Raw genomic sequence first — 15,727 nt, 5'->3', positions numbered from 1 at the left:
TACTCTTACCCTTAGTGGGCGCCTTCAGTCGCCCACTAAAGAAATAACACTCTATTTTACAATAGTTTACGAATTAACATAGCATTTTTGTATATTTAGGTAAATGTATCATTTCATTTCCTAAACCCTACAAATATGATGTTTGGACTTACTTCTCTTGGAATCATTCACACAATAATTAGTCTAGTCGCAGTTTTTGCTGGTGCAATTTCGCTGATTAAACTAAAAGAAATCACATGGAATAATTCACTTGGTAAAACGTATGTTATTGCCACAATTTTTACCTGCCTAACAGGTTTTGGTATTTTTCAACATGGCGGATTTGGCAAGCCACATGTACTTGGAATCATTACCTTGGCTGTGCTAGGAGTCATTTATCTTGCACAGAAAGCAAATCAGCCTTTGGGTAAATACTCACCCTATATTGAAAAAGTCGCTTATTCGCTGACATTCTTCTTTCACTTAGTACCAGGTGTGACCGAAACCACAACTCGTTTGCCATTGGAGCACCCATGGGCAAGTAGTCCAGATGACCCATTAGTAGCCAAATTAGTTGGTATTTGTCTGGTATTGTTTCTTGTTGGAGTAACGTTTCAAATCATCGCATTGAGAAAAAAACTTTCACAATAACCCTATCTGTAAGACCCTAAATTCCAGAATCTTACTTTTTATTTAAAGTATTCTAACAACCTCTCTTATACCTACCCTGCCCTATCTGTTAGTCATTTGCATGCAGAACTGAATTTAAGCAAATTGCGTACTCAACCCAATTTTTAAATTCAACCTCACTATGACAAAATTTTTACACTTCCTTTTGCTCCTGATGGGAGTTTTATTGCATTCCAACTTATTTGCTCAATCCAAAATTGATAGTTTGATTCCCACCCGTGCTTTTTGTATTACTGCCCCCAAAACGCAACGACTAAACGATTTTATTAAGTTTGTAGAAGATGAATTGGTAACCCGTCAGGTAAATACCTTACTGTTGCGTGTGGACTACAATTACCAGTTTGAAAGTCATCCTGAACTTCGAGATCCAGAGGCATTATCCAAAAAGGATATTAAGAAATTGGTTGCGGTATGCAAGAAAAATAATATTCAACTAATCCCACAGATTAATCTATTGGGGCACCAGTCATGGGCGAGTACTACGCACAATTTATTGAGAGTTTATCCCGAATTTGATGAAACGCCATGGGTCAAAATGCCAGAAAAATACGTGTGGCCAAACTCTGATGGCTTGTATTGCAAAAGTTATTGCCCACTTCACCCAAACGTTCATAAAATAGTATTTGAATTAGTAGATGAAATTTGTGATGTTTTTGAAACGGATGCGTTTCATGCGGGAATGGACGAAGTCTTCTACATTGGCGATGACAAATGTCCACGTTGCGCTGGTCGAGACAAGGCAGAACTATTCGCAGGAGAAGTCAACGAAATTAGAAATCATTTGGCTCTAAAAAACAGAAAACTCTGGATTTGGGGCGACCGACTAATCGATGGAAAAACCACTGGCATCGGTATGTGGGAAGGAAGTTTTAACAATACTCACCGTGCCATTGATTTGATTGCCAAAGATGTAACTATCTGCGATTGGCATTATGAAAGACCTGACCAAACGGCAGTTTATTTTGCGATGAAAGGCTTCAACGTCATTACTTGCCCATGGAGAATGCCTAAATTCGCTGTGATTCAAACACAAGATATGGTCAGATTTCGCCAATCCTCTACAGCCATTATGAAGCCACATTTTCAAGGTATGATGCAAACGGTATGGTCTAGTGCAGAATCTTTTATGGACGAGTTTTATGGAAAAAACACTACCAAACCTGCTGAAGAAAACACCTCCGCCAATTGCTTTAGAGCTATGTTTTTGGAAATGGGTCAGTTAGGGAAATAGGTTTCCCCTATGCTTATCATTATAATTTGCTGAGGGTTTTGACGTTGTAGATATTACTAGTATTGTTTAACTTAGTGTTGTAACAATTTCTTTGTCCAGAATTAAATTAAAAAACACTCAAGGATTAGGCTATGGGAAAGACAATTAACCTTAATACTAACATCCAACTTACCATTAATCAATTGGTGGATTTAGCAAAGCAATTACCTCAAAAAGATAGGTTAAGAATAGCCTCAATGCTTCTTGATGAGGACACTACATTTAGCAAAGAAGAGTTGAAGGCAAAAATAAAAGAAGGTTTAGATGAAATTCATCTTCATAAAAAAGGTCAAGTTAAATTAAGAACGTTGAGCGACTTTTTATCAGATGTTTAAAGTCCTAACCACACGAAGTTTTGAACGAGATGCAAAATCTTTGCTCAAAAAATATGTTTCACTTCGCAGTGAGCTTATAGAATTAGGGGACGTTTTAGCGGAAAATCCTACTCTAGGAGCTTCTTTAGGACATGATTGCTACAAAATTAGAATAAGCATAAAAAGTAAAGGGAAAGGGAAAAGTGGTGGGGCTAGAATAATCACCTATGTTGTTACCGAAAAAAGTGAAGTTATTCTTCTTACGATTTATGACAAGCAAGTAAAAGCAGATATAAGTAGCAAAGAGCTTCGAACTCTCTTAGAGGATTTGCATGAGTAAACTACTTAATTTCCAGCTTAAAACAACACTCATCTATATGAACTGGTCAAATATTGAACAACAAATTAAAGACTCTGTTAAAGTTGGAGATAAACTAGATTGAGATTCTGAATATAGATACGTTGCCGCTGGCCCCGACTTTCCCTGTAGTAGATATGACTACCCTGGAATGCTAGGTTATAATGTTCAGATAGGAAAAGATAATTGGCTGCATATACCTTTCCTATTATTAAAAACTGTGTTCGAAGATACTCTTGCAAATCATGGGATATACAATAGAGGCATAATTTGCAAACATTATCAGAAACAGGTATCCGACAATGATTGTCACGTACATGTTGTAGGTAGAATTTTTGTTCACGCTGGCATAATGGAGAAAAAAGGCGAGCGCGCATATCAGATTATAGCAACTTAATTTGGAATACACCACAAGTCTAAACATGGTAATAGTTAGTATTACACCAGACATTTAACTAACGCTCTATGAAAAACCTCAAACTACATCTTACCCTTTCTATTCTTCTAATTTCCATTGCACAAAGCATCATTGCACAAACCTCCTCCTATCAGACTGATTCTATTCAAAGGAAAAGAATTAATAAATGGATTAAAAGAGCTCAATATCAATATCCATCTGATCTAAATTGTCAGACTGTTTCAGTGTTCACCAACTTGTTTTGGAGAGATCGCCGTGTGTCGGAGGCAGTATCGAATGGAATGAGTAGTATTTATAAGAGGACTTTCATGAGAAGTGTGCATTCTTTTCAGGGTACTTTCTCATTTTTAATTTCTTTTGATGAAAAAAGCGAAGTGAAAAATATAGCTTTTTCAGAAAATGTCCCGTCAGAGTTCACTTTGGTAGTACAAAACAACTTCATTCAAACCATTGAGGACATTTCCCATTTAGAGCACCTGAAAGGAGCATTTAAAAACAAAAAAGTACTTCTTATGCTTCATCTTTCATGGGCGTTCAATAATAATCCAAACATCATGGGGTATGATGATGATGGAACAAAATCCATGAAATTTAAGGAAGAAGATTTGACTTTAGGAGAAATATTGTTCGCTGAATCAAACTTTATGGCTAGACAATTTTAGTAATCGTTGATCAAATAGCCCCACTGAAATTAGATTATTTCAGTGGGGCTATTTGAACTTTTTCGTTACGGGTGAATAAATTCACCCACTAAATGGAATCACAGCTTCTCGGTAGAAAAGCCTTTACAATTAAACACTAACTAATAAATCTTCAGCAATTTCCCATACGCCACTGCTGCTTTATGAACTTGTTCTGTCCAGTCTTCTGCAGCATTGTCGTCGGCACCATCTGAAATATATTTTAGACACAAAAACGGAATGTTTTCTTTCATAGCAATCAAAGCCAGTGAATAGGCTTCCATATCTACGACATTATAAATGGTTTCGGAATGACCCATTTCAAAGCTATCGCCTGTACCACAAATTCCTACTTTTAGTCCGTCCATCTCAAGTCCATACGCCAATAAGGGAGGCACGCCAGAAAGTGGGGTTTCGTAAAGTTCGAAGCCTAAGCCTCGTACATCCATATCTCTTTGGACAAATTTGGTACAACAAATCACCTCGCCTTTAGCAAAATAATTACTTCCAGCTGTTCCCAAATTAATAATCAAAGAAGGCTTTTGCTGCTGAATCGCTTTGGTTAATTCGTAAGCAGCATTTACTTTTCCAATGCCTGTAAATACTACATTTTGACCAACAAAAACATCGGCAGCCTCTGATTCGAGCGCAAATGAAAAGAGGGTATTTTCTAACGAAAAAGTTGTTTCTAAATTAATATGTATCATGATAGTCTATTTAAACAATCCTTAAAAGTCGATGGGACATTAAAATTACAAAAAGAAAAGCTTATCCAATCAACTGAGCTAATTCATGACAAATTTCCTCGCCTTTGTTATCGTTATACCAATTTTGTAACTTAATTTTAACCGTTTCAAAGTCTGCATTTTCAGCTTTCAATTCTTCCATTAACTGATGGGCACCTTCGGGACGAGGTCCCCACACAAAAAGGTCATTTCCAGTCTCGTCTCTTGCAATCAACTTCGGGATACTCTTACTTGTACCGTTTGTTAAATATTTCTCAATAAGAAAAGGCTCACTATCTCTCAATTGAATCTCATAAGTCAGCAAAGGATTTTGCTCTGTGATTTTTATCAAAAAAGGTACGATATGTGCTGCATCACCACACCAAGGTTCGGAGATGATAATCCAATGTTGGGGCGATGTAATTTCTTGCAGTTTACTCAAAATCGAATCTGATAATACAAGGTGCTTGTCCCAACGCTTCATGCGTGATTGATTGAGCTTCGTGTAGTTTAGATAATCAGGTTTGTCGTAAGGAGATGCAGGTGTTTCTGCTGATAAAATCTCTTCGAATAGGGTTTTATATGCTAGGTAGTTCATGATGTAATTTGGCAATAAAATGGTTGTTTGTAGATATTACAGCCATCAAAGGGCAAAGAGTTCCAATTAAGCATCATAGAATTGGTTATAACAAGTGTCTTGATAACTAACATCTTAAATTAAAAATGCAGTAATACATCATAATTAACTTATATTTAGCCACTTAAATTAAAACATCTATGAAAAACAGTATCGTCTATATCTATTTTTTAATTCTAACCTTTTCTTTGAGTCCAACAGTTTGCATATCGTGTCTTGGGCAAAATGAGATGTCAACAGACACCATAAATATTGAAGGGTTCAAAATTATTCCTCTAAAAGCATTTGACTACAATGGTAATTTAGTGATAAAAGAGGACACTTTATTTCTTGTGACTTGTTGTAATTTCGTCTTTTATCCATTTGGAAAATTAACCGACAAAAACTCCTTGAAGAAGAGTGTATTTAAAAATTGGACCATCAAAAAATACAAAAGAGAGAGCTTTAAAAACACCAACTTAGCCCCACCTGTTTGGGAATTCTTCGAATATGTTCAAGTGGCTTTTGGCAAAAATAAGTTAAGTTTTTTCTTCGATAATGATCCCGAAGCATCAACTCATGGGTATATTAGCAAAGGGGAAATATGGGACAATAAAGTGGAGCTTCTTCAACATATTAAGGTAGGAATGGATATAAATACTTTTTGCAGTAAGTTTTTTGTAAACTACCCTCCAGAATTGTACAAAAGATTTAGGGTTATTTCATTTATTTCATGTATCAGTGATATTACCCAGCATTTTACATTCAAAAATGAAAAACTCTCAAATATTAAGTTTATTCCTCAACCTTGATTGATATGACTACACAACAAAAATTCAATTCTTGGTTAGACACAATTTTGACAAACGAAAAACCCGAAAAGGATATAATTGGGTATTACTTTGGCTTAGTAACTACAGAGGAGGGCTATCAGGCATACCTTATTGGTTCCAAAACTTTCGACGAGTCAACTGATGACTGGGCATGTAATATAGATTTTAGCCCCGTAAATAAGTATCTATTCCTTGGACAAAAAGATTTGGCGTGGTATCAAATACTAGATAATTTTAAAACTTATCTAATTGACTATTCAAAAACTTCTGTATTTAAAAATAGTTTTTTAGAAAATTCTATTGCAATTGCCTATGGTTTTGATGAAGGCGACCTCTTTAGGCTTAAATAATTCTATAAAAAGCCAATTCAAGAAATATGCTATGTTTGTTTTACCCTCCGCTTAAACTCACTAGGGCTAATTCCTCGATATTTCTTAAATATACGATTCAAATGGCTCGCATCACTAAATCCCAACTCATAGACTATCTCACTGATATTCAGACTAGTATACATCAACCTCATTTCTATAATCTTAATTTTATAATTCATCACATACTCTTGCAAACTACTTCCTGTTTGTATTTTGAAGTACTCACTTAGATAGGTAGCCGACAAATTGAAATGTTTGGCAAGCTCTTCGACTCGAAGTTTTGAGGGTTCATAAATATGCTGATGAATATAGTTGATCATGAGCATAGCCGTTTCAGATTTGGGTTTGTCAATATTTATGGGAGTTATCAGCGAAATATTTCTGGCAGCGATGGTAATAATCGTGTTAATCAATTGTTGAATTACCTCCTCTGTATGAGGAAATTGATGATGATGTTCGCGAATAAGCGCTTCAACCAAAGCTCTGACCAAGGGCTTATCAGCTACAGTTTTTAGAATACAACCTGGCAAATGGTTGTGATTATGAAAAATAAACTCCAGTCTTTTGACCCAATCTTTACTTTGTTGATTTAAGTATGCACTATTGAATCTGATAAAAAATAGTTTGCTCGAGGATTGTATTTCAAATCCGTGTGAATCTTGTGGGAAAATCAAAAATAACTTGTCTTTGGCAAATGGCAATCGATATTGATTAATCCACAGAATGCCTGTTCCCTCCAACACAAAAACCATTTCAAAAAAAGTATTTTTATGTGGACGAGCCTCGTAATGGTCTTTCTCCCAAAGCTCCAACTCAAATGGCAAATATAAATTACGTATTTCCATACCTCTAAACTTACAAATACAACCTTTATTTATACAACACTTCAAATCTATTTTGCCTGCAATTTTGCAAAAAAAACAATAAACATTATGAATACTACCTCATTTTTATTACTTCGTTTAGGCATTGGTATAAGTATGTTTGGGCACGGCTTGGTACGTTTACCCAAACTGGCAGGGTTTAGCAAATGGATGGTTACATCTTTCGAAAAATCCTTACTCCCTAGCGCTATCGTTACGCCATTTAGTTATGCGCTACCTATTCTCGAATTTGGGATTGGCACGCTACTAATTCTTGGTCTATTGACCAAACAAGCACTTTTGGCAGGAAGCATCGTAATGCTTTTATTATTATTGGGAACAACGCTTATCGAGAACTGGGAAGCGCTTCCTTCACAATTAATCCATTTGGTATTTTTTGCGATTTTAATACAATTCATTTCATCCAATAGATGGTCATTAGACTATTTCCTCTTCAACAAATAAGGTCATGGATAGCAGAAGAAAATTCATTCAACAAAGTAGCGCATTGGGACTTAGTCATTTATTGTTACCTAGTTTTTTAGCAAAAGCTTCACCAAAAGAAAATGCACCTAGCTCAAAATGGGCTGATGGTTCAAGATTAGTGGTATCTATTTCCATGCAATTTGAATCTGGAGGTGAGCCAGAAAATGCCGAGAGCCCTTTTCCACAAAATCTCGAAAAAGGGTACCGAGATTTGCCTGCCAAAACTTGGTACGAATACGGTTATAAAGAAGGCATTCCAAGAATGTTAGACAATTGGGATAGGCATGGTGTTAAAGTTACTTCTCACATGGTGGGCACTGCTGTATTGAAAAATCCACAGCTTGCACGTGAAATCGTAGAGCGTGGTCACGAGGCTGCTGCGCATGGGATGAACTGGAGTTCTCAGTACAACTTGCCTTATGAGCAAGAGAAAAAATTTATCAAAGACGGTGTCGATGCCATTAAAAACATCACAGGTTTTAACGCCATCGGATATAATGCCAATTGGCTACGAAGAGGCGAAAACACTTTGAATATACTACAAGAACTTGGCTTTAAATATCATATCGACGACCTTAGCAGAGATGAGCCTTTTGTTATAAAAGTCAATCAAAAGGACTTTGCTGTTGTACCCTATACTTTGAGAAACAACGATATATTACTGATTGAAGGTAAAAACTTTTCTACAGACCAGTTTTTCAATCAAGTAAAAGCCGAGTTTGACCAATTGTACTTTGAAAGTCATTTCAAACGTCGAATGCTCTCTATCAGTTTTCATGACCGAATTGGGGGCACTCCTCAGATGGTCAAATCCACTTATGATTTGATTAAATACATACAAAGTCATAAAGGTGTTTCCTTCAAAAGAAAAGATGAAATTGCAAGCATAGCATTGAATGATGTAAATACTATTCGGGAATAAACATGAGTTATTCCTAATTTAGTGATTTAGCGATTGATTGAATGAGTGATTAATTTAAAATGTGTATTCTGGCAGTAGAGACGCTATGATTGCTTCTTAAGCTGAGTAAAATCTACTATATTTTCATCAAAAAAGCGGTCGGAAAATATTTCCCGACCGCTTTTTTGATGAAAACTTGGAGAATAAACCCAATCTTAAAATTAGGGATTACTCATGTTTATAATTTGCGGATATTTATTAGCAGAATGACACGTCTTTGGACGCAAATCATTACAATATGTAGGGATTATCTAAACAATCTTGGTGCAAATTCCGCAAGATAGATTCTCCAGTTTTTCCAAATATGTCCCTCTGCTGTTTCCAAATACTCATATTTTAAGCCTAAGCCATCTAGTTTTTTCTTGAAATCAATATTGGCTTGATATAAGAAATCGTCTTTGCCGATGGCAATCCAGTAAAGTTTTAGACCATTGTTTTTTTGTACTTTTAGCGTTTCATCAATATTGCTATAGACTTTACCTGTAGCATCTTCGCGAGGCATAATAGCAGCTGAAAATAAGCCTACATAATCGAAGGTATTCGGAAAATATCTACTGATGTGCATCGTATGAAAACCGCCCATTGATAAACCTGCAATAGCACGATTTTCTTTGTTATTTTTTACTCGAAAAGTCTTTTCTACATAACTGACAATATCCATAAAATTAGCCTCATAAACGCCATTCATCGATTGAGGCAATAAAAATTGTGGCTTATAAAAACCATCTTTTCCATAACCATAGCCAGCGTCTTGCACTACATTGCCATTTGGCATAACCACAATCATGGGTTTAGCTTTACCTTGAGCAATTAAATTGTCCAAAATTTGAATAGCTCGTCCATGCGCAGCCCAAGATTCTTCGTCGCCACCAGCGCCGTGCAAAAGATACAAAACTGGGTATTTCTCACTGGATTGCTCATAGCCAGCTGGTGTATAGATAGTCAATCTTCTATTCATTTTCAATCCTGCTGACGGATACCAATTATGTATCACCGTTCCGTGTGGGACATCATTAGTTTTGTACAAATCTGCTCTACCTTTATCAACGATAAAAATATTGGTCATCGAAGCTGAATTTCTCAGTGCATAAGGACTATTGGGGTCATTGGTTTTGATACCATCAACAATGAAAGAATAGCTATATAACTCCGAATCTAGGGGCTTGGAGGTGTATGACCAAAGTCCATTTTTATCTTTAATCAAATTGATGGTTCCAGGGCCATCTACCAAACCAAAACGACTCATAACTTTTACTGGAGGCAAAAAATCTGACGTTACTTGAACAGTATCTGCCTTGGGTGCATAAAAACGAAAAGTAACGGTTTTGTCGGCATTAACTTCTGGTGAAATAATGTTTTCGAGTTCTTTGGGTATTTCTTGCGCAATAGCAAAATGAATAGTCAATATTACAATTGAACAAATGAATAAGAGTTGTTTTTTCATGGTAAATAGTTGGATAGTTTGAATCTATTAAGAATAAAAAGTTTTGGATTGTGAATTTTGTTTCAGACGTAAAATTTGGTGGAGACAACTCCACCAAAGGTGAAAACACTAAATATATTTGACTAATTATCAACAATTTATATATTTTATCGGATTACTACGTCCTCTCTTAAAATAAGACTTAACTGATTGTCCTAGATATTTATTTCTAAGAATTTCATTGGCTATTTTACCTACAAATTCAAAACGACCTTGATAATCATGGACATCATCTCTTGTGTGATAAACTGTAGTACCAGCATCATGCCAACTAATGATTTCATAGACTTCTAATATTATACCATTAGCAACCGAAAATGCTATATTTGCATAGGAGGCTCTTTCCTTTGATAATCTCCATACGCCTCTCGTTGCCTCATAAAGTGCCTCAGCCGACATATTGGGGTTATATTTTTGGGAAATTTTAATGATGATTGCTTTATCATCTATTTCAATAGGATTTATCATTATATATAAATTTGAGGGCTTATTACTGAAATTCTATTGTTGCTGCCGCAAAGTTTGTCGGAGAAAACTCCGACAAAGGCTAATTGACTTTATAGGCAATGACTTTGTTTTTCCAGAAAGTTGGAACCAATAATATTTTTTGACTAGGGATATATTCAATATCTGCGGTATTCATTTTGGCATCTACGGTATCCAACAACAATTGGGTTTTGCCTTCTGGGTTGATATGCCAGATTTTCCCTCTCCATTCAGTAGCGAAATAACCTTTTTGTCCATCCGACAAAATACCGTCCAGTCCTCCCATTCCCTCGGCGATTGTTGCATATTGTTGTGTTTTTAAATCTAGTGCAAGGATTTTTCCATCACCGTTTCCAATAATCAATTTATCATTTTCAAAAAATACGCCATTGGGTGTTTTTAAAGGAGCACCTTCTGCCACTTTTACCAACTGCCCCTTTTCTAATTTCCATAATCTATCCGAACGCATATCGGTAAAGTACACAACTTTGTTCTTCTGATCAACGCTCACACCATTCAAAAAAGTAGCATTTGGAACTTCATATTTATGTAATACTTTCCCTGTCTTAGCATCAATTTCAACCAATTTGAAAATCTCTGCTACATAAATTTTTCCATCCAAGACATCCAGTCCTTTTACTGCATGAAGATTTTCAGTTACTTTTAATTGGGTGATTTTACCGTTTAAATCCAATTTTGAAATAAAGCTTTTTTCATTCGTTGCTGTTGGTGCACCATTGATACAAGCTACGTATAGGGCTTTTGATTTGGGTTCAAAGACCACAGATTCTGGAGTTGAGATTAGGGTATCTGTCTCCCAGATTTTGGTAAGAGTCTTTTGAGAAAATGATGTTGAAACCAAACCAGTAGACAATAGGATTGATAAGAGGATTGCTGATTTTTTCATAAATTATTTTAGATTTTTTATAATTGTTTAAATGAATTAGTTCAAACTTAGAGACATTTCATGAGTAATTTCGAGTCCCAATTGAAAAAATTGTAATTTCGAGCTTTTGACCTATACGACAGGAAGCTTATACAAATCTGACCATTTAAACCCTACATCTCATAAAACTAAAATAGGCTTGATTTTTACTGTTTTTATCTAAATTATTAAACTATGGCAATCACTAAAAAAGTAACTGCACACTATCCTAATGCAAAAAGTGGTGATGATATTACGGAAAGCTATTTGACTTTGCTGGAAAAAGAATACAATTCAGATTTGAAAAAAATGCTTTTTGCCACGTCTGTTTGCTCAGATGACGTCAATGTGTCTACAGACTTTCGTCGCGTATTATCACGACCGTTCACTATGGGCGGATTGGGAGGTTTGCCTTACTCTGGCTTTACAGGCATGGTAGCTTTTTCGCACCATATTCCTGATGGCGGTGATGCTTTTATTTTTTATGGCCCGCATATCGGCATAACTGATGAGGGTGAATTAGGACGAATGCGCCGTATTGGACAAAAACGGTTGACCAACAGCTGTGGGGCATTGATGTTGGCCTTAGAACGCTTCCAAAGTGACGATGATGTAGATACGTATGTGCCACAAAGCGTACATTACGATTACCAACAGATTCAATTGGAACAAACGTTGATGCCATTTAAGAATAAAATTCTTACCGCTGATAATCCCAAAAAAGCCATTACAGATCACACCTATACTGCTATAGACAAACAAATAAAAAAGCTTGTAAGTATGAGCTTAAATGAGTTTCATTGTGAGCGTATTTTTTTGTTGGGGGGCGTTATTATCAATACCAGTGAAGAATATAATGACTACGTAGATATTCGTAATTTTGATGTAATCGAAACCAAAAGTCTTGAACCATTCAAACCAAAATCGATTTTAGAATTGGATGCGTTTAAGAATTTGTAAAAATATGCTTGAGCTTAAAAATGTGCTTTCCTTCATTTGTTTGAATGTTTTGTAAACATGAGTCATATCTAATTGAGCGATTTAGTGATTGAGCGAATGAGTGATTATTTTTAATCTACATTTACTAGTAGAGACACAATGCTTTGCATCTCAAGCCGAGTCAGACATAGCATAGTAGTATCAAAAAAAGCGGTCGAAAAACAATTATCGACCGCTTTTTTAATGAAAAACTATAGAATCACTCTAGTTGCAAAATTCGGGATGACTCATGTTTATGCTAAATTTCAGAATGATATACCTTTAGACACAAAGCATTGCGTCTCTACTAGTGAAATTGGTTAGTTTGAACATATTATAAGCAATACGCTTAAACCATATTTTCTCAGTTGTCGTAATTTGCTTTTAAGGTTTCGAGTCCTGCGGCTTTCAAATAAGGAGCTAGCAAACGGTCAGTATCGAGCAACAACATATAGTTGAGGTAGGTTTGTTGAGCACTTTTAAAGTCGCTATGATTATCAGAATCAAATTTCACACCTTACTAATCCCCACATTTGCCCTGCTATACAACTCTGGTTTTTGAATAATGCTACCCACAAACGATGCAATACTTTTTCTTGAAACTGCTCCTCCTACCTCTGATTCGCCTTTGAAAGTAATTGCGTAATCAATTTCATCTGTTTCAGTAAACCAATCTGGGCGAATAATCGTATAGTTTAATGCTGAGGCTTCTACTATATCTGCAAGTTTTCTATAAGACACTAATACTGAGCGAAGTGGCAGATTGTAAATACCTATTGAGCAAATGGCAATAACCCTTTTTACGCCTGATTCTTGCATAACTTCGACGATATTTCGACCCATGCTTTCCAAATCTCCAGCCAGATTAATATACACAAGGTCTTGACCTACAATCGCACTTTTTAGATCTGATTGATTTAATGCGTTACCTTCAAAAACGGTACAACCATCCGAAATACCTTTAGAGAGACGTTGGGCATTTCTGACCAATAACGATATGTCGATATTACCTTGGTTTTTCAACTCTGCAATAACATACTTAGCAAGGCTTCCACTTGCTCCTATGACTAATACTTTCTTCATTTACTTTCCAAGCAATATTTAATATAAAATTATGATGAGATACCCATCTTTACTTCCCTACTATATTTTGTAAGTGTTGCGGGTATCTTGCGCCTTGTACCTCTATTTTATTGGCGGCTTCAGTGATTTGTGTTAAATTCTCGATAGACAATTCGAGGTTGGTTGCGCCAATGTTTTCTTGTAATCTGTGTAGTTTGGTTGTTCCAGGAATAGGTACAATCCAAGGTTTTTGGGCTAATAACCAAGCTAGGGCTATTTGCGCTGGAGTGGCGCTCATTTCTGTTGCGATACTTTTTAACAAATCAACTACTACCTGATTTGCCTTGCGGTTTTCTTCAGAAAAACGAGGAACGATATTTCTAAAATCAGTACTATCAAACTGCGTATTTTCGTTGATTGCTCCTGTTAAAAATCCTTTTCCAAGTGGACTAAATGGAACAAAACCAATGCCTAATTCCTCTAATATTGGAATGATTTCGTGCTCTGGTTCGCGCCACCACAATGAATATTCGCTTTGTAATGCCGAAATAGGCAATATCTCATGCGCCTTACGAATTGTTGTTGCGCCAGCTTCTGACAGTCCCCAATATTTTACTTTTCCTTCTTTGATGAGGTCTTGTACAGTACCTGCTACCTCTTCGATAGGAACGTTAGGATCCACTCGGTGTTGGTAATAGAGGTCGATATAATCCGTTTTTAATCGTTTCAATGCGCCTTCTGCAACTGCTCTGATATTTTCTGGGCGGCTGTCTAATACTTCGTTGGGCAGACCATTTTTAAACCCAAATTTGGTAGCAATTACCACTTTATCACGCATCGTCGAAAACGCTTCTCCTAACAATATTTCATTTTCATAAGGTCCGTAGGCTTCGGCTGAGTCAAAGAATGTAACTCCTGATTCATACGCCGAAAGCAATAATTTGATAGCTTCTTTTTTATCGGTAGCTGGTCCATAACCAAAGCTCAATCCCATACAACCTAATCCCAAGGTCGAAACTTCCAACCCTTGAGTACCTAATTTACGTGTTTGCATTGCTTTTGTTTTTGTTGTTTTTAAATGAGATTACTAAAAATACTTATTCCGTTGTCTAAAGCCATTTTACAAACCATAACTCTTTTGTATATACGAAGGTGTTATAAAATTCAAATAAATTGCTTATTCATTTATTCCAATCACTCTTCGGTTGAAGCTATTACTTAGTAAGTTTTGGTAAAGCTCGCTAGGCACTTCTAAATCGGCTTGGAGTTTGGGCAGAATATTTTTTGAAGAAATTGTTAAAATGGGTAGGTTCTTGAAATCCCAGCGAATCTGCAATTTGAGCAATCGTCCATGAGGTATATCGCAATAGATTTTTGGCTTCTTGCAAAATTCTTTCAGAAATCCACTGACTGGTAGTTTTGTCTGTAACTTCCTTCACTGCTCGATTTAGGTGGTTGACATGGATATTCAACTGCTCGGCATACTCCGAAGCCGACCTATATGGGATTGCTTGCTGGATTTCTTCGATGGGAAATTGTCGCTCCAATAATTCCAAGAAAAGTGCCGAAATACGTTGTGATGAATTAACTTTCACCTTGTCTAATTGTGTGGAAGTTTGGCTTTTCATGGCAAAATGTAGCAACTCCATTACCTGCGTTTTTAGCACATCGTATTTATAAATATACTCAGAATTGATTTCCTGAAGCATTTTTTGAAAAATAGACACCACAAAATCAGCTTGATTATCGGTCAACTCAAAGACATGAATACCTGTAGGTTGAAAAACAGAATATTGATTGAGATTGGTATAATTTTGGAAGAAATATTGGTTAAAAATACAAAACATCCCTCCCTGTACTTCTTGCGTATTTTCCCATTTGTAAGGAATCAAAGGGTTAGAAAACACCAACGCTTGCTTCTGAACCTCCACGATTTTATCGGCATAATGCACTCTTCCATTGCCTCTCAAAAAGGTAATTTTGTGATAGTCTCGTCGTCGATAAGGCACAGGTTTAGCATTTTTTCCAACATAAGGGTCTAGTTGAAAAACATTGAAATGTCCAATATCTTTGCGCAAGGAATCTGGAATCCATTCAAACTTCCGTTCGTAAAAATCTTCTAAAGTTTCTGCTTGTTCCATCCGCTGTATCGATTGCTTTATTTGATAATACAAATTTCGCTCTTTTTTACAGTTGGACTTTAATGCAATTCAAACAGAAGATTACGAA

The 15,727-nt window shown here is 36.1% G+C and carries 20 protein-coding genes; 10 read left to right on the top strand and 10 right to left on the bottom strand.

Going from position 1 to position 15,727, the window contains the following annotated elements; all coding sequences use genetic code 11:
- The first annotated feature begins 135 nt into the window (after positions 1-135).
- From QM491_RS12530 to QM491_RS12510, 5 genes are all read left to right on the top strand, one after another.
- Positions 136-630 carry a hypothetical protein gene (locus tag QM491_RS12530; protein ID WP_283327834.1) on the top strand — a complete coding sequence of 165 codons (495 nt, stop codon included), beginning with the start codon at positions 136-138 and terminating at the stop codon, positions 628-630.
- Positions 631-790: 160 nt separating this feature from the next.
- Positions 791-1,900 carry a family 20 glycosylhydrolase gene (locus QM491_RS12525; RefSeq protein ID WP_283327833.1) on the top strand — a complete coding sequence of 370 codons (1,110 nt, stop codon included), beginning with the start codon at positions 791-793 and terminating at the stop codon, positions 1,898-1,900.
- A gap of 131 nt (positions 1,901-2,031) precedes the next feature.
- Positions 2,032-2,274 (top strand): hypothetical protein, encoded by a 243-nt coding sequence (locus QM491_RS12520; protein ID WP_283327832.1) that lies wholly within the window; start codon positions 2,032-2,034, stop codon positions 2,272-2,274.
- Positions 2,267-2,593, top strand: coding sequence for a type II toxin-antitoxin system RelE/ParE family toxin (locus tag QM491_RS12515; RefSeq protein WP_283327831.1), 327 nt, complete (start codon positions 2,267-2,269; stop codon positions 2,591-2,593). Before QM491_RS12520 ends, QM491_RS12515 begins: the two co-directional genes overlap by 8 nt.
- A 483-nt stretch (positions 2,594-3,076) precedes the next feature.
- Positions 3,077-3,691 (top strand): hypothetical protein, encoded by a 615-nt coding sequence (locus QM491_RS12510; RefSeq protein ID WP_283327830.1) that lies wholly within the window; start codon positions 3,077-3,079, stop codon positions 3,689-3,691.
- Between the two features lie 140 nt (positions 3,692-3,831).
- Here the strand turns inward: QM491_RS12510 and QM491_RS12505 are convergent, their stop codons facing one another.
- Both QM491_RS12505 and QM491_RS12500 read right to left on the bottom strand, forming a co-directional pair.
- Complete coding sequence (locus tag QM491_RS12505; protein WP_283327829.1) at positions 3,832-4,416, bottom strand: 5'-methylthioadenosine/S-adenosylhomocysteine nucleosidase family protein; 585 nt, start codon at positions 4,414-4,416, stop codon at positions 3,832-3,834.
- Positions 4,417-4,477: 61 nt separating this feature from the next.
- Entirely contained in the window at positions 4,478-5,032 is a 555-nt protein-coding gene (locus QM491_RS12500; RefSeq protein WP_283327828.1) for a thioredoxin family protein, read from the bottom strand.
- 269 nt (positions 5,033-5,301) lie between these two features.
- On the opposite strand from QM491_RS12500, the gene QM491_RS12495 reads away from it, so the two are divergent.
- A complete protein-coding gene (locus tag QM491_RS12495; protein WP_283327827.1) occupies positions 5,302-5,862 on the top strand; it encodes a hypothetical protein in 561 nt (186 codons plus the stop codon).
- Between the two features lie 5 nt (positions 5,863-5,867).
- Complete coding sequence (locus QM491_RS12490; protein ID WP_283327826.1) at positions 5,868-6,233, top strand: hypothetical protein; 366 nt, start codon at positions 5,868-5,870, stop codon at positions 6,231-6,233.
- A 29-nt stretch (positions 6,234-6,262) separates the two neighbouring features.
- Here the strand turns inward: QM491_RS12490 and QM491_RS12485 are convergent, their stop codons facing one another.
- On the bottom strand, positions 6,263-7,099 hold the full coding sequence (locus tag QM491_RS12485) for a helix-turn-helix domain-containing protein (protein ID WP_283327825.1): 837 nt from the start codon (positions 7,097-7,099) through the stop codon (positions 6,263-6,265).
- Positions 7,100-7,186: 87 nt separating this feature from the next.
- Between QM491_RS12485 and QM491_RS12480 the strand changes: the two genes are divergently transcribed.
- Positions 7,187-7,582 carry a DoxX family membrane protein gene (locus QM491_RS12480; protein ID WP_283327824.1) on the top strand — a complete coding sequence of 132 codons (396 nt, stop codon included), beginning with the start codon at positions 7,187-7,189 and terminating at the stop codon, positions 7,580-7,582.
- A gap of 4 nt (positions 7,583-7,586) precedes the next feature.
- Positions 7,587-8,525, top strand: coding sequence for a polysaccharide deacetylase family protein (locus tag QM491_RS12475; protein WP_283327823.1), 939 nt, complete (start codon positions 7,587-7,589; stop codon positions 8,523-8,525).
- Positions 8,526-8,811: 286 nt separating this feature from the next.
- Here QM491_RS12475 and QM491_RS12470 read toward each other — a convergent pair whose 3' ends face one another.
- From QM491_RS12470 to QM491_RS12460, 3 genes are all read right to left on the bottom strand, one after another.
- A complete protein-coding gene (locus tag QM491_RS12470) occupies positions 8,812-10,008 on the bottom strand; it encodes an esterase (protein WP_283327822.1) in 1,197 nt (398 codons plus the stop codon).
- Between the two features lie 129 nt (positions 10,009-10,137).
- A complete protein-coding gene (locus tag QM491_RS12465; RefSeq protein ID WP_283327821.1) occupies positions 10,138-10,515 on the bottom strand; it encodes a hypothetical protein in 378 nt (125 codons plus the stop codon).
- A 79-nt stretch (positions 10,516-10,594) separates the two neighbouring features.
- Positions 10,595-11,440 carry an SMP-30/gluconolactonase/LRE family protein gene (locus tag QM491_RS12460; RefSeq protein ID WP_283327820.1) on the bottom strand — a complete coding sequence of 282 codons (846 nt, stop codon included), beginning with the start codon at positions 11,438-11,440 and terminating at the stop codon, positions 10,595-10,597.
- A 213-nt stretch (positions 11,441-11,653) separates the two neighbouring features.
- Here QM491_RS12460 and QM491_RS12455 point away from each other — a divergent pair, with 213 nt between their 5' ends.
- Positions 11,654-12,418, top strand: coding sequence for an LCIB family protein (locus QM491_RS12455; RefSeq protein ID WP_283327819.1), 765 nt, complete (start codon positions 11,654-11,656; stop codon positions 12,416-12,418).
- A gap of 382 nt (positions 12,419-12,800) precedes the next feature.
- Here QM491_RS12455 and QM491_RS12450 read toward each other — a convergent pair whose 3' ends face one another.
- The 4 genes from QM491_RS12450 to QM491_RS12435 all read right to left on the bottom strand — a co-directional run bounded on the left by QM491_RS12450 (position 12,801) and on the right by QM491_RS12435 (position 15,639).
- The gene (locus QM491_RS12450; protein ID WP_283327818.1) at positions 12,801-12,950 is read right to left on the bottom strand and encodes a hypothetical protein; all 150 of its coding nucleotides are present in this window, start codon (positions 12,948-12,950) and stop codon (positions 12,801-12,803) included.
- A complete protein-coding gene (locus tag QM491_RS12445; protein ID WP_283327817.1) occupies positions 12,947-13,519 on the bottom strand; it encodes an NAD(P)H-binding protein in 573 nt (190 codons plus the stop codon). Before QM491_RS12445 ends, QM491_RS12450 begins: the two co-directional genes overlap by 4 nt.
- 49 nt (positions 13,520-13,568) lie before the next feature.
- Positions 13,569-14,552: an aldo/keto reductase gene (locus tag QM491_RS12440; RefSeq protein ID WP_283327816.1), complete on the bottom strand. Its 984-nt coding sequence runs from the start codon at positions 14,550-14,552 to the stop codon at positions 13,569-13,571.
- Positions 14,553-14,739: 187 nt separating this feature from the next.
- Positions 14,740-15,639 carry a helix-turn-helix domain-containing protein gene (locus tag QM491_RS12435; RefSeq protein ID WP_283327815.1) on the bottom strand — a complete coding sequence of 300 codons (900 nt, stop codon included), beginning with the start codon at positions 15,637-15,639 and terminating at the stop codon, positions 14,740-14,742.
- Positions 15,640-15,727: the final 88 nt, after the last annotated feature.

The organism is Flectobacillus longus (assembly GCF_030056705.1).
GTDB lineage: Bacteria > Bacteroidota > Bacteroidia > Cytophagales > Spirosomataceae > Flectobacillus > Flectobacillus longus.
The sequence above is the reverse complement of the archived record's forward strand: the minus strand, read 5'-3'. Positions and strand labels throughout refer to the sequence as shown.